General features: G+C 41.9%; 21 protein-coding genes and 2 tRNA genes. 10 read left to right on the top strand and 13 right to left on the bottom strand.

What is annotated here, in order from left to right:
• Positions 1–81: 81 nt before the first annotated feature.
• Positions 82–1,812, top strand: coding sequence for a M61 family metallopeptidase (locus tag V7S74_RS02550; RefSeq protein WP_406777201.1), 1,731 nt, complete (start codon positions 82–84; stop codon positions 1,810–1,812).
• Here the strand turns inward: V7S74_RS02550 and V7S74_RS02545 are convergent.
• Entirely contained in the window at positions 1,809–2,045 is a 237-nt protein-coding gene (locus V7S74_RS02545) for a hypothetical protein (protein WP_406777200.1), read from the bottom strand. The genes V7S74_RS02550 and V7S74_RS02545 overlap by 4 nt on opposite strands.
• Positions 2,045–2,482, bottom strand: coding sequence for a peptidylprolyl isomerase (locus tag V7S74_RS02540; RefSeq protein WP_406777199.1), 438 nt, complete (start codon positions 2,480–2,482; stop codon positions 2,045–2,047). Before V7S74_RS02540 ends, V7S74_RS02545 begins: the two co-directional genes overlap by 1 nt.
• Before the next feature lie 74 nt (positions 2,483–2,556).
• Here V7S74_RS02540 and V7S74_RS02535 point away from each other — a divergent pair, with 74 nt between their 5' ends.
• Positions 2,557–3,300 (top strand): tetratricopeptide repeat protein, encoded by a 744-nt coding sequence (locus V7S74_RS02535; protein WP_406777198.1) that lies wholly within the window; start codon positions 2,557–2,559, stop codon positions 3,298–3,300.
• Here V7S74_RS02535 and menD read toward each other — a convergent pair.
• From menD to V7S74_RS02505, 6 genes are all read right to left on the bottom strand, one after another.
• Complete coding sequence (gene menD, locus V7S74_RS02530) at positions 3,286–4,893, bottom strand: 2-succinyl-5-enolpyruvyl-6-hydroxy-3-cyclohexene-1-carboxylic-acid synthase (RefSeq protein WP_406777197.1); 1,608 nt, start codon at positions 4,891–4,893, stop codon at positions 3,286–3,288. The two genes, V7S74_RS02535 and menD, sit on opposite strands and share 15 nt — an antisense overlap.
• Positions 4,894–4,927: 34 nt before the next feature.
• Positions 4,928–5,791, bottom strand: a complete 864-nt coding sequence (locus V7S74_RS02525; protein ID WP_109323139.1) for a sigma-70 family RNA polymerase sigma factor — start codon at positions 5,789–5,791, stop codon at positions 4,928–4,930.
• Between the two features lie 62 nt (positions 5,792–5,853).
• Positions 5,854–8,007, bottom strand: coding sequence for a polyribonucleotide nucleotidyltransferase (gene pnp, locus V7S74_RS02520; protein WP_406777196.1), 2,154 nt, complete (start codon positions 8,005–8,007; stop codon positions 5,854–5,856).
• Between the two features lie 115 nt (positions 8,008–8,122).
• Positions 8,123–8,398 (bottom strand): 30S ribosomal protein S15, encoded by a 276-nt coding sequence (gene rpsO / locus V7S74_RS02515; protein WP_223130500.1) that lies wholly within the window; start codon positions 8,396–8,398, stop codon positions 8,123–8,125.
• A gap of 74 nt (positions 8,399–8,472) precedes the next feature.
• Positions 8,473–9,912 (bottom strand): LptF/LptG family permease, encoded by a 1,440-nt coding sequence (locus tag V7S74_RS02510; protein ID WP_406777195.1) that lies wholly within the window; start codon positions 9,910–9,912, stop codon positions 8,473–8,475.
• Position 9,913: 1 nt separating this feature from the next.
• Positions 9,914–10,306, bottom strand: coding sequence for an START-like domain-containing protein (locus V7S74_RS02505; RefSeq protein ID WP_406777194.1), 393 nt, complete (start codon positions 10,304–10,306; stop codon positions 9,914–9,916).
• A 147-nt stretch (positions 10,307–10,453) separates the two neighbouring features.
• Here V7S74_RS02505 and V7S74_RS02500 point away from each other — a divergent pair.
• Positions 10,454–10,527, top strand: a tRNA-Met gene (locus V7S74_RS02500).
• Positions 10,528–10,560: 33 nt separating this feature from the next.
• Positions 10,561–11,028: a deoxycytidylate deaminase gene (locus V7S74_RS02495; RefSeq protein WP_406777193.1), complete on the top strand. Its 468-nt coding sequence runs from the start codon at positions 10,561–10,563 to the stop codon at positions 11,026–11,028.
• A gap of 194 nt (positions 11,029–11,222) precedes the next feature.
• Here V7S74_RS02495 and V7S74_RS02490 read toward each other — a convergent pair whose 3' ends face one another.
• Positions 11,223–11,735 carry an FKBP-type peptidyl-prolyl cis-trans isomerase gene (locus tag V7S74_RS02490; protein ID WP_406777192.1) on the bottom strand — a complete coding sequence of 171 codons (513 nt, stop codon included), beginning with the start codon at positions 11,733–11,735 and terminating at the stop codon, positions 11,223–11,225.
• 96 nt (positions 11,736–11,831) lie between these two features.
• Between V7S74_RS02490 and holA the strand changes: the two genes are divergently transcribed.
• Positions 11,832–12,878, top strand: a complete 1,047-nt coding sequence (gene holA, locus V7S74_RS02485; RefSeq protein WP_406777191.1) for a DNA polymerase III subunit delta — start codon at positions 11,832–11,834, stop codon at positions 12,876–12,878.
• On the opposite strand, the gene V7S74_RS02480 is transcribed toward holA, so the two are convergent.
• Positions 12,875–13,612, bottom strand: coding sequence for an SH3 domain-containing protein (locus V7S74_RS02480; protein ID WP_406777190.1), 738 nt, complete (start codon positions 13,610–13,612; stop codon positions 12,875–12,877). The genes holA and V7S74_RS02480 overlap by 4 nt on opposite strands.
• A gap of 137 nt (positions 13,613–13,749) precedes the next feature.
• On the opposite strand from V7S74_RS02480, the gene V7S74_RS02475 reads away from it, so the two are divergent.
• Positions 13,750–13,822: transfer RNA gene (locus V7S74_RS02475), tRNA-Lys, on the top strand.
• Between the two features lie 39 nt (positions 13,823–13,861).
• Here the strand turns inward: V7S74_RS02475 and V7S74_RS02470 are convergent.
• Together V7S74_RS02470 and V7S74_RS02465 are read right to left on the bottom strand one after the other, a co-directional pair.
• Positions 13,862–14,473 (bottom strand): pyridoxamine 5'-phosphate oxidase family protein, encoded by a 612-nt coding sequence (locus tag V7S74_RS02470; RefSeq protein ID WP_406777189.1) that lies wholly within the window; start codon positions 14,471–14,473, stop codon positions 13,862–13,864.
• A 48-nt stretch (positions 14,474–14,521) separates the two neighbouring features.
• On the bottom strand, positions 14,522–15,238 hold the full coding sequence (locus V7S74_RS02465) for a DUF4197 domain-containing protein (protein ID WP_406777188.1): 717 nt from the start codon (positions 15,236–15,238) through the stop codon (positions 14,522–14,524).
• A gap of 216 nt (positions 15,239–15,454) precedes the next feature.
• Here V7S74_RS02465 and V7S74_RS02460 point away from each other — a divergent pair, with 216 nt between their 5' ends.
• Genes V7S74_RS02460 through V7S74_RS02450 form a run of 3 tightly spaced genes read left to right on the top strand, consistent with a single transcriptional unit; the run spans position 15,455 to position 18,025 of the window.
• Positions 15,455–16,825 (top strand): M20/M25/M40 family metallo-hydrolase, encoded by a 1,371-nt coding sequence (locus tag V7S74_RS02460; RefSeq protein ID WP_406777187.1) that lies wholly within the window; start codon positions 15,455–15,457, stop codon positions 16,823–16,825.
• The gene (locus V7S74_RS02455; protein WP_406777186.1) at positions 16,822–17,625 is read left to right on the top strand and encodes a ThuA domain-containing protein; all 804 of its coding nucleotides are present in this window, start codon (positions 16,822–16,824) and stop codon (positions 17,623–17,625) included. Before V7S74_RS02460 ends, V7S74_RS02455 begins: the two co-directional genes overlap by 4 nt.
• Before the next feature lie 46 nt (positions 17,626–17,671).
• A complete protein-coding gene (locus V7S74_RS02450; protein WP_406777185.1) occupies positions 17,672–18,025 on the top strand; it encodes a hypothetical protein in 354 nt (117 codons plus the stop codon).
• Here the strand turns inward: V7S74_RS02450 and V7S74_RS02445 are convergent.
• Positions 18,014–18,970 (bottom strand): zinc-dependent alcohol dehydrogenase family protein, encoded by a 957-nt coding sequence (locus tag V7S74_RS02445; RefSeq protein ID WP_406777184.1) that lies wholly within the window; start codon positions 18,968–18,970, stop codon positions 18,014–18,016. The two genes, V7S74_RS02450 and V7S74_RS02445, sit on opposite strands and share 12 nt — an antisense overlap.
• 74 nt (positions 18,971–19,044) lie before the next feature.
• On the opposite strand from V7S74_RS02445, the gene V7S74_RS02440 reads away from it, so the two are divergent.
• On the top strand, positions 19,045–19,803 hold the full coding sequence (locus tag V7S74_RS02440) for a glucose 1-dehydrogenase (RefSeq protein ID WP_406777183.1): 759 nt from the start codon (positions 19,045–19,047) through the stop codon (positions 19,801–19,803).

Below are 19,803 nucleotides of genomic sequence, written 5' to 3'. Positions count from 1 at the left end.
GCTGATTTTTATAATTTTACTAAAATCTATTTCTCAACAAATATTCCAATGAATATAAAACTTCTATTATTCAGTGTGCTTATGTCATTCTGCACGCTAGCAGGGCCTATCAAGCACCAAATCAGTATGTCAGAACCGTTTTCTCATTATTTTGAGGTAAAAACGACGGTTGATGTCAGTAAAGAGACCAATTTTATTGACCTTAAAATGGCTGCTTGGACGCCAGGATCCTATTTAATTCGTGAATTCGCGAAAAATGTGGAATCCGTAACGGCTGAATCTAACGGTCAAAAAATCGCCATCTCGAAGATCAATAAAAACACGTGGCGCGTTGCCTTGACAGCGGGAATGAAGCAAATTTCGGTGCATTACCGTGTTTATGCTTATGAAATGTCTGTTCGTACGTCGTTTTTAGATGATGCACATGGCTACATAAATCCAGCGAGTGTTTTGATGTATGCCCCAAAATTCGCTGCAGGACCGCAGGAAGTGAGCATTATTCCACATAAAGATTTCAAAAAGGTTTCTACTGCGATGAAGAATGTAGGCGGCTTCAATTACATCGCGAAGAATCTAGATGAATTGATTGACTCCCCTATCGAGATTGGAAATCACAAGGTTTGGGACTTTAAAGTGAATAATATTCCTCATCAAATTGCCTTTTATGGTCCTGCTAAAGTCGATTCTGTGAAATTCTTAGCGGATGTGCAGAAGATGGCAGAGGAAGCCCAAAAAGTGGTAGGAGAACATCCTTGCGATCATTATTTATTCATTATTCATAATTTAAATCGCGGTGGTGGCGGTTTAGAGCACTTGTATTCAACGACTTGTCAAGTCACTCGTTCTAGCTATGAAACGCCGAAAGGCTATCAAGGTATTTTGAACTTATTAGCGCATGAGTATTTCCATTTATGGAATGTGAAGCGTATTCGCCCGAAGGCTTTGGGACCATTCGACTACGAAAATGAGAACTACACACATAATTTATGGTTCTCAGAGGGCATCACGAGCTATTATGCTGACGTGATTAATCAGCGTACGGGATTAGTTTCTACATCGGATTATATCAAAGGTTTAGGCGACGATATTTCTGGAGTAGAAAATACGCCTGGGAATCAGGTAGAATCTGCGGCTGAATCTAGCTGGGATGCTTGGATTAAGTATTACCGTCCGAACGAGAACTCGCGCAACGCGTCTGTGTCCTATTATGACAAAGGGGCTTTATTAGGAGGAGTTTTAAATATGTGGATCATTCAACAAACGAAAGGAACTAAATGCCTAGATGATGTTTTCAAAATGTTATACCAAACATATTACTTGAAAGCTGGGCGTGGCTTTACGGATCAGGAATTAGAAGATGCCTTCTCTAAAGTAGCGGGAACTTCTGCTGCTGAGTTCTTTAAAACACATATTTATGGGGTGAAGACACCAGCGTATGCTTCTCTATTTAAGGCTTTTGGCTATCAATTTACGGATGCGAATCTAGCTAAAACAGTTCCGTATATTGGTGTGACTGTAGCAGGTGGACGTGTAACCTCCGTTTATAAAGGTGGTGCAGCGTATGTGGCCGGCTTAAATGTGGGTGATGAAGTGTTAAAAGTGAACGGAGCTGATTTTCCGGGAATCGATAAATTGCTAACTGATAAGAAACCGGGTGATTCTTTGGTGTTCTCTGTTAAAAGAGATGGCATAGAGCGTACGTTCTTAGTGGCTGTGCAACAAACTCCCTTAAAGGCTTTTGTGATTGAATCGGAGGCTAGTCCTTCAGAGGCGTCATTGAAATTACGCCACAAATGGTTAGGAGGTAATTAAAAGGTATGTTTTGCCATTTCGGCATACATATTTTTGAAGGTCTGTAAGACGAAATCTTGAAAGGAGGAGCTGGATACCAGCTCCTCTATTTCTTTTTGGGAGGAAAAGTCCAAAACAGAATACTTGTAGCTCTGCTCTAAATGAGGAGTCTCGAACTTCACAATGTATTTCGAATTCCACTCAAAAAGTGAGATTCGCATCTGTGGATGGGTTATTTCCTTGATAAAATGCATTAGTCTTGAATGATTTTAACGCTTTGGATTTTATCTCCTTCACGTACTAAATCAATAACTTCTAAACCTTCTACTACTTTACCAAAACACGTGTGGCGACGGTCTAAATGTGCCGTGTTGTTACGTGAGTGGCAAATAAAGAATTGAGAACCACCTGTGTTAGGTCCACGGTGTGCCATAGATAAAACGCCACGGTCGTGGAACTGGTTATTGCCTGTTAATTCGCAAGGAATCGTGTAGCCTGGGCCACCTGCTCCTGTTCCGTCTGGGCAACCTCCTTGAATCACGAAATCCGCGATAACACGGTGGAATGAAAGGCCATCATAAAAGCCTTTTTCAGCTAAGTCGATGAAGTTTTTAACGTGGATTGGTGCATCCTCTGTGTAGAATTCGATTTTCATTAACCCTTTGTCGGTTAACATTTCTGCGTATGCCATAATTTTACATTTAATTAAGCTACAAAGATGCGAATGAAATTTGAATTATTTAAATTGAACTTTCTTTTAGATCGATGAAATACCTACTATTCTTTTTTGCCTCTTTCTTCCTTTTTGCCTGCAGTAACTCTTCTGAAGAGGAAAAGCGGGAGTCGTCTGCGTTCTTCTTGCGAGGTAATGCAAAATGGAAGGAAAAAGAATACCACGAGGCTATTAAATGGTATTCCGAGGCGATTGAGAAGCGTCCTGATTTCTCGGATGCGTATTACAACCGAGGTTTAGTCTACCAAAGTTTAGAGAAAAATGACGAAGCCTTAGCGGATTTCTCCAAAGCTGTTGAATTAGATCCCAAATTTGCCCCTGCCCTTTTCAAAAAGGCCGAATTGCTTCAGACCTTGACTCGTTTTGATGAAGCTTTAACTAGTGTGAATGCGCTGGTGAAGACTTTCCCTGATTCTGCGGCTAATTGGACTTTAAAAGGTGATATTCTGTTGCAAAAAGAGGATTTAAATGGCTCTCTCGCCTCTTATGAGCGTTCTTTATCGATTGATTCTTCCCTGATAGAAACCTTGATTAATAAAGGGGTGGTTTTACAGGAGATGAATGAAATTGATCTAGCGGAGCAGGTATTTCAAAAAGCGCTTAAAACTGGGAAATACACCGATTTACTGTATAATAACCTGGGTTATTTAGCAATTCAGCGGATGCAATGGGATTTAGCGGCGTCTTATGTGAAGAAAGCGCTGGAGAAAGATCCTAAGAATGAGTTGTATTTGAAGAATTGGGCCAAAATTCAGGCTAAATCAAGCCTTAAATAAGGCCATATACTTTTTCAATTCGGCTGCATTTTCGATGGAGTTCGTGTGAATTTCTAATAATGCGGCACCCTTATTGTTAAAAAAGGCATTCAGATCTAATTCTTTCTCGTTCTTTGCTGAGAAATAGCTGATATGCGCATCTTTTGCCGTATTCTCGGCTGTAAAACCTTGCTGCGTTTCCATGAATTCATCTAGTTCAGGCAGATTTTTTGCCCCTTCTAGATTTCGGAAAATGCCCCCACCTCCATTATTGAAGACGATGATGCGTAAATTATCTGGGATGTATTTGTTCCAAAGTGCGTTCCGATCGTATTGAAAGGCCACATCTCCGATTAACGAAATACATAATTTATCCGTTTTTTGCGCAGCTCCTACCGCCGTACTTAAGCAACCATCAATTCCTGATGTACCCCGGTTTGAAAAAACTTCTGTTTTAGTAAATTTTGCCAAAGTCCAATTTATGTACCTCACAGCCAATGAATTAGCTACATGTACTTCCGCCTCTTGTTCTTCAATGGCTTCGGTGATTGCTTGGTAAATATGGATTTCTGTCCAATTTTTTTCAGCAAAAAAAGCTGATTGCTTTTCTTCTACATTTATATCCCAAGCCGTCCAGTTTTTCTTCGTCCAGTTTACACCCGCTAAAAAGTTTTCAGCGTTCGTGTTTATTACGTGGCTTAAACACAAGAAGGGATCCGGTCTTCCGATGGGATTAGGATGAATGAGCCAAGATTGCTTTGGCTTGTGTGAGCGCAAAAACTGTTTAATTCGCTTAGAAACGAATGATTTACCGAAATGTATGTGTAATTCGGGTTGCAGTGAAGGCCACCTAGATTCGTCTGCTAACAGTAAATCATGCGCAATCGTACTTCCGCAATTCGACGTGGCATCCCCTATGACAGGAATTCCATAGGCTTTCAACGTTTCGAAGATCGAATTGTCTTCCATTTGACCTACTGTAACTAGAATTTTCTGCGCTGATGCAATCTCTTGATTGAAATAAGCAAAGTCAACCTTATTCTTTGTGCTTTGTTCTTTGTTCTTTGTCAGATTTTGTCGCAGGGAAAAAGTCTCACTTTTTTCCAAGACAAAACCTGGCTCAGGGTAAAACGGCTCACTAATCGGCACATTAATCTGTACCGGACCTTTCGGCTCCGCTAATGCGGTCAATGGAGCAATTGTACAATCATCCGTTTCGAAATCATAAAAGGCCTTGGCGTGTTTTCCAAAGAGGTTTTCCTGGTAAATGGTTTGGCCATCCCATTGTCCAATCCATTCTTTCGGGCGATCTGCCGTTAAAACGATTAGTGGAACTTCTTGGAAAAAGGCTTCGACTACGGCTGGGGCAAAGTTTAAACCCGCTGAACCAGAGGTACAGCAAAGGATGACAGGGCGAACTGTTTTTAGGGCGATTCCTAGGCCAAAAAAGCCTGCTGAACGTTCATCCGCAATGGAATAGCACTTGAATCCGCCGTGGCGGGTTAAGGCAATCATTAAGGGAGCATTTCTGGATCCAGGGCATATAACCGCCTCATTTACACCTTGTTGGTATAAAGAGTCTACTAATTCGATGATGCCTTTTGGGAATGCCATAGCAAAAAAAAGCCTCATAAGAGGCTTTTAAAAATTATCCAAGATATGTTTTTAGTGCTTTGCTTCGAGAAGTGTGTCGTAAACGACGGATCGCTTTCTCTTTAATTTGTCTCACACGCTCGCGAGTTAAATTAAATTTCTCACCGATCTCCTCTAAAGTCATCGCATGTTCGCCATTTAAGCCGAAATACAAGGTAACTACATCTGCCTCACGTTGAGTTAAGGTAGATAAAGCGCGTTGTACTTCACGACGAAGTGAATCGTTAATCAAACCAGAATCTGGTTTGTCTTCTGAATCGTTCTCTAATACGTCTAAAAGCGAGTTTTCTTCTCCTTGAACGAAGGGTGCATCCATAGAGACGTGACGACCTGAAATCTTCAACGTATCTACCACTTCACCCGTAGAGATCTCTAAAACCTCTGCTAGTTCTTCTGGAGATGGCTCACGCTCGAACTTTTGCTCTAATTCAGAGAATGTTTTTGAAATCTTGTTCAAAGAACCTACTCTGTTTAATGGCAAACGTACGATACGAGATTGCTCCGCTAATGCTTGAAGTATCGATTGACGAATCCACCAAACTGCGTATGAAATGAATTTAAAACCACGAGTTTCATCAAAACGTTGTGCCGCTTTGATCAAACCTAAGTTTCCTTCGTTAATTAAGTCACCTAAGCTAAGACCTTGGTTTTGGTATTGTTTTGCAACAGATACCACGAAACGAAGGTTCGCTTTCGTTAAACGCTCTAATGACAATTGATCCCCATCGCGAATTTTCTGCGCTAGGATTACCTCTTCATCCGGAGTCAATAAATCGACTTTACCGATCTCTTGAAGGTATTTGTCTAGAGATTGACTTTCCCTGTTGGTAATTTGTTTGCTAATTTTTAGCTGTCTCATAAGATCTTACAACAGAATGAAAGCGTCACGCACGAATGCGCGACGCTTGGATAAACATTTTATTATTCAGCTGATGCAGCTGGAGCCTCTGGTTTTTCTGGCTTAGGTAAAAGAACCTTAGCAGATAAACGGAATTTGCCCGTTTTCTTATCTACTTCGACTAATTTAACCTTTACTTTATCTCCTTCTTTGAAAACACCGTCCATCGTGTCGATGCGATCCCATGAAATCTCAGAGATATGTAATAAACCATCTTTACCTGGTAAGAATTCCACGAATGCTCCGAATGCTTGAATATTCTTCACTTTTCCTTCGTAAATCTCTCCTACCTCTGGTAAAGTAACGATTCCACGAACCATGCTAACCGCCTTCGCCATCGCATCTCCGTTCGAAGAGAAGATACTTACGTATCCACCATCTTCTTTTTCTTCAATCGTTACCGTAGCACCTGATTGCTTTTGGATATCTTGAACTACTTTACCACCTGGTCCGATTACCGATCCAATTTGGTCTTTCATAATTTTGATAACCGTTGCACGAGGAGTTTGAGGTTTGAAATCTTCTCTAACGGCAGGAATCGCCTTCTTCATCTCGTTTAAGATGTGTAAACGACCTTCTTTTGCTTGAGAAAGAGCTTCTGCTAAAACTTCGTAAGATAAACCTTGAACTTTGATGTCCATTTGGCAAGCCGTGATACCGTTTTCAGTACCCGTTACTTTGAAGTCCATATCGCCTAAGTGATCTTCATCACCTAAGATATCAGATAATACAGCGTATTTACCTGTTTTTGAATCAGAAATTAATCCCATCGCGATACCTGAAACTGGCGCTTTGATTTTTACACCTGCGTCCATTAAAGCCAAAGTACCAGCACAAACTGTTGCCATGGAGGACGAACCATTTGATTCTAGGATATCAGAAACGATACGAAGTGTGTAAGGGAATTCTTCCATTTTAGGTAAAACCTTCTTAATCGCACGCATCGCTAAGTTTCCGTGACCTACTTCACGACGACCTACCCCACGGTTTGGTTTAACCTCACCTGTAGAGAAGCCTGGGAAGTTGTAGTGCAACATAAATTTGTTGTACCCTTGTGTCATCGGTTGGTCGATGATTTGCTCATCCATTTTCGTACCTAAAGTAACGGTAGTTAATGATTGAGTTTCACCACGAGTGAAAACAGACGAACCGTGTGGTGTAGGTAAATAATCTACTTCACAAGTGATTTGACGGATTTCATTCAATTTACGACCATCTAAACGGTAGCGCTCTTGCAATACTAATTGACGAGCTGCTTCTTTTTCGATATCGTGTAAGTAATGCTTCGCTAAACCGATGTTCACTGTGTGATCTTCTGGTAATGAAGCGATAAATTCGTCTACGATTGCCTTGAAACCAGCTTTACGCTCCTCTTTCTTCGGATTAGCTAATTTAGCTACAGCTAAATACTTCTCGTAGTAGTTTTTCCACAATTCAGCACGCAACTCTTCGTCGTGTGTTTCGTGTGAGTAAACGCGCTTTTCAGTCTTGCCACAAGCTACTGTCAATTCGTTCAATGCTTTACATTGTAATTTGATAGCGTCGTGAGCGATACGTAAAGCCTCTAACATTTCAGTTTCAGAAACTTCGTCTCCTTCACCTTCTACCATTAGAATGTCGTTCTCGTTAGCCGCAACGATTAATTCTAAGGAAGCACCTGCTAATTCGCTTACGCTTGGGTTTACTTTATATTCACCGTTGATTTTCGCTACGCGAACCTCAGAGATAGGACCATTGAATGGGATATCTGATACGGCCAAAGCTGCAGCTGCCGCTAAACCGACAAATGCATCTGGTAATACTTCTGAATCTGCTGAGATCAAGTTGATTAAAACCTGAACATCTGCGTGGTAATCATCTGGGAAAGTAGGGCGCAAAGCGCGGTCTACTAAACGAGAGATCAAAATTTCATAATCAGAAAGGCGAGCCTCTCTTTTTAAGAAAGATCCTGGGATACGTCCGTTAGACGCAAATTTTTCTTGATAGTCTACTGATAAAGGAAGGAAATCTACTCCTTCTTTGGCCTCCTTGTTAGCCACTACAGTAGCTAACAACATCATATTTCCTGACTTAATAACGACAGCTCCGTCCGCTTGCTTGGCTAACTTGCCTGTTTCAATCGAGACTTCTTTGCCGTCTGGCATTGAAATATGCTTTGTAATGATGTTAAATGACATACGTTTTTGAATAAATTTCACGCAACCTCGCGTGATTTAAGTTTTGTTTGAACGATTCAAACGTTTACAGCGGGGGAATAAAAGAGGGCTCCATCGAAATGAAGCCCTTTTTTTATTATTTACGAATACCTAATTCCGCAATGATCGCACGGTAACGTGAGATATCAGTACGAGTTAAGTAATCTAATAAGCTACGACGCTTACCTACTAATTTCAAAAGTCCTAAGCGTGTGCTGTGGTCTTTCTTGTTTTTCTTAAGGTGCTCAGTCAAGTGATTGATTCTGTACGTGAATAACGCAATTTGCGACTCAGCAGAACCAGTATCGATCTTAGACTTTGCTTTCCCTTTTGCTTCGAAAATTTCTTGTTTTTTCTCAGGTGACAAATACATCTTTTACCAGTTTTAAGTTAAAATAATTATTGAATTTGCAAAAGTACTCTTTTTATTACGAATAAGCAAGCGAATTAAGCTGCTGTTTTTGTGCGAACCAGTTTACTTTTTAATCTGTCCCAAACCACCTTATAGAAGTCTGTTTCAAACAAGCGAGAATCGGCCAGAGCGATCTTCAGGAAGTAAGCTCCGATTAATGCCAAAACAGCATTTGCCAGCCACGCTCCTACTTGGAGGATTAAAGCACCTTCTTTGGCCATCTTATCTCCTTGCTGGGTAAGAATATATAATAAGATGAAGAAAGAAACCGCCACCACAACCGGCACACCAAATCCCCCTTTCTTAATAATAGCACCTAGCGGCGCACCGATCAAGAACATCACTAGGATGGCAATCGCGTTCGTAAACTTGTGGTGCCATTCTAGATTCGTCTTATTCAATTTAGATTCATAGTCCTCTAATATTGCCTTATTCGTCTCACCGGCGGTAATCATATTTTTCGCCTGTTGCGATGCGAGATCAAATGGCACGGGATTTTTAGCCGCTAATCCCTTCTTTAGGCGTGGTTTTATCCAATTAGTCTGTTTGAAAAACTGAATGGTTTTCTTCACCGGGGTCACATGGTATAGGAAATTGGAAGCGGTAGATTTGAAAAAGCCCTTTTTAACGACGCTAATTGTGTTTTGCAACGAATCAGCATCATCAGCTAATTGATTATTGTTGCGCATAATCTCGTGGTGAGCGAATTGTTGTTCATCCGTTTTTTGGAGATCAAAAACCGCCAAAGACATCACCACCTTACTTTTCTTAAAATCATGCACGGCTAATTCCGTTGGATTTACCACCGACCCTTGATCTGCATCCTCCAAATAGTCCTTGCCATTAAACAATTCAAAGACTAAATACCGCTTATTTAGGATCGTGTACATCAAGGCAGAATCCGCCAAGGTCACATGGCGATTCCCGTCATTGTTCGTATGATCATAGATAATCAAATTTTTCAAGGATTTATTATCTGGGTACTTCTTCCCTACTTTAATGGAATAACCGGTCAAATCCGTATAAAAAATGCCCTCCTTTATATTTAAAGTCGTTTTTGTCGTCTTGATATCATACAGTAAACTCCAGCCTTTGATGTTTGCCCAAGGCAGAGCCACGTTCATAAACCAAAACATGAAGAGGCTCAGGAATACGGTTGACACTAAAATGGGCCGCATGATTCGAAAAATGGAGATACCCGCACTTTTCAAGGCTGTTAATTCGAAATTCTCCCCTAATTTTCCGAAAGTCATTAGTGAGGATAATAAAACCGCCAAAGGAAGCGCCAGCGGAATCGTAATTAAAGAGAAATAGAAAAACAGTTCTACGTAGACAAACGCACCTAAGTCTTTGCCAAATAAATCAGCAAAGTAAAACAACACTAAACGCAATAGGAAAATGAAAATGACAACGAGAAGTGTCAAAGAAAATGGACCCAAAAACGCCTGAAGTACTAATTTATCAATCTTACGCATCCTAGCTCCCTACTATTTCTTTCAGTTTGTCGATTAAATAATCCCATAATTCGGCTGCATCTGCGTCCGTTTTGAAGGTAGATGCTCCATCAATAATTGTCAAATAAGTCGTGTTCGAAATCTCACTGACATCCAAGCTCATCTCAATAATGTGCTTACCCGGTTCTGAATCGCCTCTTTTGAAGTCAAATTTGACAGATTTATTCGCCTTTGCTGGCAGAACTAAGGCAGGATGATTTTCATTATCCCAGTAAAAGTGTAATTCTGAGCTACCGCGAACAATCACCTTGTCAGCAAACCATTGTTGTAATCCAGATGGACTACTTAAATAAGGGAAAAGCACCTTAGGCGACGCTTTTAACTCATATTCAAACGTGTAAGGAGTTTGTGACATATTGACTGCGGATTAAATTACCTGTAAAACTACCTGTGAACAAAGGTATTAACTCTGGGCTAAATCCCAAATCCTGTGCAAAATTAATAAGTATTGTGAAAATATTTGTGTTCTACGGACGGAACGCTTACCTTTGCACCATAATTTGGCGGGGTAGCTCAGATGGTTAGAGCGTTGGATTCATAACCCAAAGGTCGGCAGTTCGATTCTGCTCCCCGCTACTAGAAATCCCTTTATGGGATTTTTTTATGCCTATGAACAAGCCCTCGTTTGATGTAATCTTTATGGAACTGGCTCAGAATCTGGCGCTTCGTTCTCATTGCACCCGCGCTCAAGTGGGTTGCGTATTAACTAAGGATACCCGTATTATTTCCATCGGTTATAACGGTCCACCAGCAGGAACCCACAATTGTGATGATGAATTTGGCGAAGAGGGTTGCCCTCGCGATTCCAAAGGAAGTTGTTCACTTGCCTTGCACGCAGAGCAAAATGCAATTTTATACGCTTCTAAAAATGGTGTTTCTGTCGAAGGATCTACCATTTATGTGACTCTATCCCCTTGCATCTCCTGTGCGCGTATTATTTACAGCATGAAAATCAAAAAAGTAATCTTCTTGAATTCCTATGCGGCCTATAAAGGCTTGGCTTCGGATGAAGGAGTTGATTTCTTGAGGAAGTTTGGGGTGGAAGTGGTGGCTTATGCGGATCTTCAATCTTCATAAAGCATAGAGCATAAAGCACAAAGAATAGGAATTAAAAATGGCGCTAACAGCGCCTTTTTTAATGATTATAGAAATGTCAAAAGGAAAGCATAGAGTATAAAGCATAAAGAATAAAGAATAATGATAAACCATTTCATATACTCATCGCCGTAGGCGAATCGACCATTATTCTTTATGCTTTATAATCTATGTTTTTAATGATGCACCCCACCCTCACCGTGCACGTGGCCGTGAGCGATTTCTTCTGGAGTCGCTTCTCTAATTTTTAAGATCTTTCCTTGGAACATCAAGGTTTTCTCAGCTAATGGGTGGTTAAAGTCCATAGTAACTGATTCTCCTTCGATGGCTACGACTAAACCTTGCATGCGGTTTCCTTGATCGTCTGTCATCGGGATGAAGTTTCCGATTTGAAGGATATCGTCAGCTGTTTGGCCTTCTGCTTGGAAGATAGATTTAGGTAATTGGATGATCGCATTAGGATCAACGTTACCGTATGCGTCCTCAGCGGAGATGCTGAAATCGAAGGTATCGCCTTCGTTTAAGCCCAAAAGGTTTTTTTCAAACGCTTCGGGAAGACCGCTAAGGCCGTGAATGAATACCATTGGCTCATTTTCGTCCACGATTTCAACCACATCGGGTTGTCCGTTTTCGTCTGGGAAAGCTAATTGGTAAGAGATAAATACAACGTTATTTTGTGCAATTGGCATATTTGAGCTTTTTTTTGCCTGCAAACCTACGGGAAATACTTGAGATATTTTTCCATCCCTTTGGTTTTACCTATTTTTGTTTAAATTAATTTACACATGCAACAAAGCGCTTCAGAGGTTTTAAAGGATATAAAGCAGAAAAAACTGGCTCCTATTTATTTGTTGCATGGCGACGAGCCCTACCTAATTGATCAATTAGTGGATGCTTTTGAAAAGCAGGTTTTGCCGGAGGATCAGCAGAGTTTTAATCAATTTGTGCTTTTTGGAAAAGATCATAGTCTCGGTGCTATCATTGCCACGGCGCGGCGATATCCGATGATGGCGGAGCGTCAGGTGGTCATTGTGAAGGAGGCTGCCTTTATTGAGGCGATGGCTAAGGCGAAGGAAAATGCGAAGAGTAAGGAGGATGATTTGAAGGTTTGGGAAGAGTATTGTGCAAATCCGACGCCCTCTACCCTACTAGTATTAACGGTGAAATCCTCGCTTTCTGATAAATCAAAGGTGTTTTCTGCCCTGGTGAAGCACGGAGTTATCGTTACTTCGAAAAAGGTTTCGGAGGATAAGTTAGGTGCTTGGTTAGTGGATTATTTAGGCCAAAGAGGGATCAAAATCCAGCCTTCCACCGTCGAGTTGATGGTTTCGTATGTAGGTGCAGATTTATCTCGCATGGCGCACGAGGCCGATAAATTAGTAGTGAATGTGCCTGCTGGTTCAGAGGTGGGGTCTACTGAGGTAGAAAAATACATCGGGATTAGCCGGGAATACAATTATTTTGAGTTCCAAAAAGCCATTATCCAGCGCAACACCGAAAAAGCACAGAAAATCGCTTTTCATTTTGCAGAAAATACTAAGCAAAACCCCGCAGCTCCCATGCTGGTGTTACTTTTTAACTTCTTTTCAAAAGTCTTACAGGTACACGATGTAGGAAATGTGTCAGATGCCGAGATTTCAAAACTTATCGGTGTGAACCCTTATTTCGTGCGAGATTACACGACAGCGGCAAGAAATTATCCTTTAGCGAAAGTGGTTCGAATTATCGAGGCCATTAAAAATGCTGATTTGAAAGTAAAGGGAGTAATTGGTAGTGCAGAAACGGATCGCGAGATTATTTTGGACTTAAGCTTCCAAATCTTACACCTCTAGTTAATGGGCAGAAAATCATCTTCCTTGACGTATCCTTGCTGATTTTCAATCAAGCTATATACCCAAATGTCCCGGTTAAACCAATAATTGATTCGGTTCCCCTTCTTTAATAGGCGTTCCACAGGGGCGGCGGATGAGGGAAAGTCGCGCATGTAGGACTTGTCTTTGGTAATAATCCCATAATTTAAGAAGCCCGGAAAATTTGCAAAAAGGCCAATAAACACGATGTAGAGGATTAAATACGTGAATTGACTGCTTCTGATGCTTTTTTTCTGAAACACGGAATACGTCAATACACCCGTAGCATAGAGGGCAATCAGCAGTAAGAATCCGATTATCCAGGCAAAATATTTAAAGTATAACCAATAGATTTGATCCCAAATACTCATCTTAAAGCCGTTCAAGCCCTGCTTCTCTCCTATTTCTTCTAGTCGTTTCGAGATTTCTGGTCTGGCATTCGTCGCCTGAATGCTGGATAAATAGTATAATTCCTTTAGCCAGTCGTTTTTTACTTTCGCGATGTAGGCAAGTTTTAATTTAATATTTTCTGAATCCTGCGGTTTGGTCTTTAAATTAGAGACGTAAATTTTCTCTGCACTCAAAAGTCTATTCGCTTTAAACAAAGAATCTGCTAATGCGAGTTGATTTCTATCTATTTGGCTATAAGCCCTTTGGCCAAAACCCAAAAGAAAAATAATCAGAAATGTAATTTTATTTAGACGAATGACTTGCATTATTTAAAAAAGGGTGCTAGTTTTGCACCGCAATAAGGGGAAAAAGTTACTCTTTTGCAAACGAAGATCAACCAGTGGTTGAACTTCCTTTCGGTTCCAGAGTGGACCATTTTACATATACAATCTTCGGATTGAATGATTCCGTAGCTCAGTTGGTAGAGCAATACACTTTTAATGTATGGGTCCTGGGTTCGAATCCCAGCGGGATCACTTCTAAATGAAAAGCCTCAGAGAAATCTGAGGCTTTTTTTATGGAATCATCCACTGAAAACTCCCCTTCTCATAATCAAAGAAAGCCCTGCGATGCCCCGCATGATTCAACCATAACCAATCGATGGATTGAACTTGGATGGAGACAATTCCAAAGTTGGAATATCCGCTTTCACTCTCGGCTAAAGTAAAGTTTTCGTGTTCTATATCATCAGTAAGTCCACTCGTAGACACATCCGTATAACTAGATGGGCTAAAGCGAGTTAAATAACATTTTCTACTCGATAACGAGGTCTTTTGCCAGGCTTCGGCTGTAATTTCATTCGTATGATGTAATACGGCTTTTCCTTTGACCCGTAACTGAATCCGATCTACTGCATCATAGAATAAGGCTGAAATAGAGGGATTTTGGGATAATTCTTGCCACTTCGGGCTACGAATATCGGTGTGGAAGCGTAGTTCTCGTTCGGTAGCTAATGTTTTACGTAACACCACTGTACGTAGATTCACTTCACCCTGGTGAAGCGTCGCAATACTGGGTGTGTGAAATGGAGTTCTACTTTTAACGGCACCGCTTACTAGGCGGTCCCAGCAGTCTTGCTCAAGCTCAGGTAAATGGTAGGTGGTGTAATCGATTCTATTGTTTTCCATTCTCTATGTTAGCCATCACATTCACCATTTATCATTCACCATTTACCATTACTTCTGAAAAACGCGTTTCAACAAATCGCTTGATCTGGCTAATGGATTAACTCGAATTTCCTTTTCTTGTTTTGCAATTTCGCTGTAAATACCTTCCATGGCCTTTTCGGTTACGTAGGCACTTAAATCTGGGTTGATCTTTTTATTGCTAAATGGGATGGCATTATAAGCTGTGATGGCCTTTTCCCAGTATTTGGTGGCATTGACTTTTTCGAGGGAGTTTTTAATGATGGGATTAAAGCTGGATTTTAATTCTGTGCTCGTTTTTGAGCGAAGGTAAGTTGTAGCTGCCGTTTCATCTCCGCGAAGGATATTGATACCATCAGAAATCGTCATTTGCTTGATGGCATTCACGAAAATCGGTGCTGCTGTAGCCGATGCGTCTTCTGCTGCCCGGTTCATACTTAGGATGAAATCATCTGCAAATTGGTTTAATCCAACGCTTCTGAGAGTGCTTTCGACTTTGGCGGCTTCGGGTGGCATCAGGATTTTCAAAGCGGCATTTTTAAAGAATCCATCCGGTTTTGCAAGATTCGAGCAACCCTTTTCTGCTCCGGTGGTTAATGCCTCTTTTAAACCATTCGCAATGTCATCTGAACTTAGAGAGGTGCTACCAGTTGAAATGATTTTAGTGGCTTTGTTGAGGAGTCCTTGGATGTTTTGAGCTTGAGCGGTTATTGAACAAAGCGTTAAAAGTAGTAGTAGTTTTTTCATTTTATTTTAAAGAATAAAGCATAAAGCACAAAGAATAGATTAGAGATAAGAGAGTATAGAGTAGAGATAATGGTGAATGGTAAATGGTGAATGGTAAATTTTCTCTCCGGACTGCCTACTGTCCACTGCCCACTGCCCACTGCCCACTGCCCACTGCCCACCGTCTAAATTTACCGAATAATTACTATCTTTAATCACACTTTTTATTAAATGACTATGAAATTACGTTTCCTCCCTCTCCTATTGCTACCCCTGTTTTCTAACGCGCAATTGAATGCTGATAGCCTTTTTATTAAGAAAATGTCAGATGAGATTATGACTAACGGGAAGGCATATGACTTATTGTATGAGTTGACCAAAAAGATAGGTGGACGTTTAGCCGGATCTCCACAGGCACAGAATGCGGTGGTTTGGGGTAAGAAGAGTTTAGAGGCAATGGGTCCGGATAAAGTGTTCTTGCAGCCTTGCAAGGTGCCCAATTGGAAAAGAGGCGGGAAAGATTTTGTGGCGATTGTGGGGGTGAATGGGGAAGCGAGAATGCAGCCTTTGGCGGCTATGGCCCTAGGTAATTCGCTGGGATCGAATGGATTAATCGAGGCAGAGGTTGTTGCAGTGGCTAGTTTCGAGGAATTAGAGAAACGCAAGGATGAGGTGAAGGGCAAGATTGTGTATTTCCACAGTATTTTTGATCCGACGAAGATTCAGACGTTTAAGGCTTATGGCGAGAGCGGCGCTTTTCGCCGTTCTGGAGCGAGTAAAGCCGCGAAATATGGTGCTGTGGCAGTGTTGATTCACTCCTTAAGTACGGCGCCAGATAATGAGCCTCACACGGGTGTCATGGTGTATGATGAGGTATATCCAAAGATTCCGGCAGTGGCTTTAGGTCCGGATGATGCGAAGATGCTGTATTCTTTGGCCAAAAAAGGATCCATCAAAGCCCAAGTACAAACGTACGGTTTCTTCCTTCCAGATGCTGACGACAACAATGTGATCGCCGAAATCCGCGGATCCGAGTTCCCAGACCAATACATCACCTTAGGCGGCCATTTAGACAGCTGGGACGTCAATGAAGGCGCACACGACGACGGGGCAGGCATCGTTCAAACGATGGAAGTTTTACGCGTCATGAAAGCCTTAAACTACAAGCCAAAGCGCACAATCCGTTTCGTTCTATTCGCAAACGAGGAAAATGCAGCCCGCGGTGGCAAGGAATACGCAAATCAAGCGAAGATCAACAACGAAAACCACATCTTTGTCATCGAAAGTGACGAAGGCGGCTTCACCCCTCGCTCGATTGGAATAACAGCCCCTCCGGCTCAATTCGCTCGTTATCAAACCTGGAATCCCCTATTGAAACCCTACGGATCTGAGATTACTTTTGGCGGTGGCGGTACTGACATCGCTCCTATGGCCGGAATCAACAAAGAATCTATCTTAGCGGGACTTATTCCTGATAGCCAACGCTATTTTGATTTACACCACGCGAAGACAGACGTATTCGAAAACGTGAACAAAAGAGAACTACATTTAGGCGCCGTGAACATGGCGGCCATCATCTATTTAATTGATAAATACGGCGTAAAATGAGATTAACGACATTATTTCTGCTTTTTGCTTTTGCTACTTTTGCGCAAAAGACTTCTTATTCAGTTCTTGTCTACACGAAAAATGGCCCTGGTTACGTGCACGATAACATTTCGTCTGCCGTGGCTGCCATCCAGAAATTAGGTGTTGAAAAACGTTTTAAAGTGGATGTATCGGATAATCCAAGGGTGTTTGAGGAACAGAATTTGGCCAAATACAAAGTCATCATTTTCACCTCCACAAACAACGACGTCTTCGACACAGACACTCAGCGTCTCGCTTTCCGCCACTACATCGAAGCCGGCGGCGGATTCGTGGGCGTACACTCCGTAACAGGCACAGAACGCAAATGGGACTGGTTCAAAATGATGGTGGGCGAAACCTTCACCTGGCACGCAAAATTCCAACCTTTCTCCGTCATCAACATCGACCCAGCACACCCATCCATGAAAGGCGTGCCCACTAAATGGACAAAAGAAGACGAATGCTATTTTGGCTCGGAACTCTACCCAGGCATTAAAACCCTGCTAATGCACGATGTTACCACCTTAGATCAAGCACAAAAAGACTTAATCACAAAACACAAAGGCATCTACGGCAATTATTTCCCCGCAGCCTGGACCCAAAACTTCCAAGGCGGCCACATCTGGGTCACCACCCTAGGCCACGCTAAGGAAAACTACCAAGAACCGGTTTATTTGAACCACCTATGGCAAGGCATCAACTACATCGCTGGCCAAGTGAAGACGATCGATTACTCGAAGGCTACTTCAAAAGGAAGAGATGAGGGGTTGAGGTTTTAAAGGTTAAATTTTTCCTTTTTTCGTGAAAAATGCCCATTTTTGCATCATGATTAGAGTTTTCTTTGTTTTACTAGCCTTCGTGTTCGTTCTAAATTCCTGTTCCAAATCCTCGGATGAAATCGAATCTGAGGTGCGTGATTTGTGGATGCAAAACCTTCAAAAAGAGCAGGTTAAAGGAGTAAATGTGCTGGATGTTTCTTTGGTTCAAAAGAGCGATTCACTGTATATCGGAATACTGAAAACGAAGGAACCTGAAGGTACTTTCCTGTATAATGTAGAAGTTACACTCGCTGGCAATTCACTTTCTTACGAAGTAATCGGTGATGGTATTCCGACCGATGGCCGAAATACCCATGAACCTGATGACCAACCCGTCGCTCCAGATTCGCTACACCAATAATATTTTTCCAGTTCTTCCCTGCTTTTGATAGGCAATTAGTGCCTCTTTGAAATCCGATAAGGGATAAGTAGCTTGAATATCTACCTTTACATCTTGCTTCATCAAGTGGGTGAACACTTCTTTAATAGCCTTTTGAATTCCTTCATTGCTTAATTGCTCCCACCAAGAACTTAGCCACCAACCTTCTACGCTGAGGTTTTTGAATATGAGAATCCCTGAATTTAAGGGAATGGGTTCCAGGCTTAATAGGCCAAAAACAAGCATCTTTCCACCAGATTTCAGGCAAGTCAATGCTTTGGCCCCCTGATCCCCTCCTACCGCATCGAACACATAGTTCACTCCTTCTGGAAATAATTCTTTCACTTTTTTCGTCACGCTTTCCGTCGCCACATCGATGACAGCTGTCGCACCTAAATCCAATAAGGTCTGCTTCTGATCTTGTCGTCTCACCGTCGCAATCACATGTATACCGCGCATCGCCGCTAATTGAATGACCACTTTACCCCAAGCAGAAGCCCCAGCCGTAATTAATAACGCACCGCCTTTACCTAGACCAGAAGTTTCCAGCATGCCATAAGCTGTTACCGGATTCACAAAGGCTTGACAGGCCACTTCATCCGACATTCCATCCGGAATGGGAATTAACCCCGCATCAGGAATACAGGTATATTCTTTCCAGGTTCCTATAGAAGTAAATAATACGCGGGTGCCCGTAAGGAACTTCTCCGATTTCTCGATAACACCAGCTGCCTCAAAACCAGCACTGCTCGGTAATTTAGGTGTGATTCCATATAATCCTTGGACAAACATCACGTCTGAAGGATTGATATTGCGAGCGGTGACGCGAATGAGTGCTTCTCCTTTCGCAGGAGTGGGCATTTCGACTTCCTCTAATTGAAGGACATTTTCAGGTAAACCGGTTTCGTAGAATACGACTTGTTTCATGGCGTGTTTTTTCGGGCGTTGATGGTGTAAATTACCATATTATTTCTTTAAATTGTTTAAAAATAGATTAGAATATGCAGGCATTTTCATTGAAGAATCAAGTAGCACTTATTACAGGGGCAAGTAAAGGAATCGGATTCAGTATTGCGGAGTTTTTTGCGGAGGCTGGGGCGAAGGTGGTCATTAGTAGTAGAGACCAGGCGGCTTTGGATTTGCTGGCCCAGGAGTTGCGCACTAAAGGATATGAGGCAACGGGGATTGCCTGTCACGTGGGGAAGATGGATCAGCTGGCTCACTTAGTTTCGGCGACGATTGCTAGGTACGGTCAAATCGATATATTGGTTAATAATGCGGCGACGAATCCGACTTTTGGTCCTATTCACGATACATCGCTGGATGCCTTCGATAAGATTATGAATGTAAACTTGAAGGCGCCATTTGAGTTAATGCGCTTATGTTTGCCTCATTTGCAGAAATCCTCAAATGCCTCTGTGATTAATATCAGTTCTGTGGGTGGAATTTCTCCTGAGCCAGGGTTAGGCATCTATAGTGTCAGTAAGGCGGCGCTTATTTCGATGACGAAGGCTTTTGCCAAAGAATGGGGCTCTTTCAACATCCGCGTCAACGCCATTTGTCCAGGCTTGATAAAGACCAAGTTTTCGGAGGCACTTTGGTCAGATGATAAAATACTGCAACATACGCTTCGTCAATTACCTATAAAGCGCATTGGAACTCCCGAAGAGATTGGAGCTACCGCTTTATATCTGGCTGCACCAGGAGCTTCTTACACAACGGGCGCAGTCATTACCGCTGATGGCGGCTTAACCATTTAA

It is taken from the genome of Aquirufa novilacunae (assembly GCF_045310505.1).
Classification (GTDB): Bacteria; Bacteroidota; Bacteroidia; order Cytophagales; family Spirosomataceae; genus Aquirufa; species Aquirufa novilacunae.
This window is presented reverse-complemented; position numbering and strand designations above follow the sequence as displayed.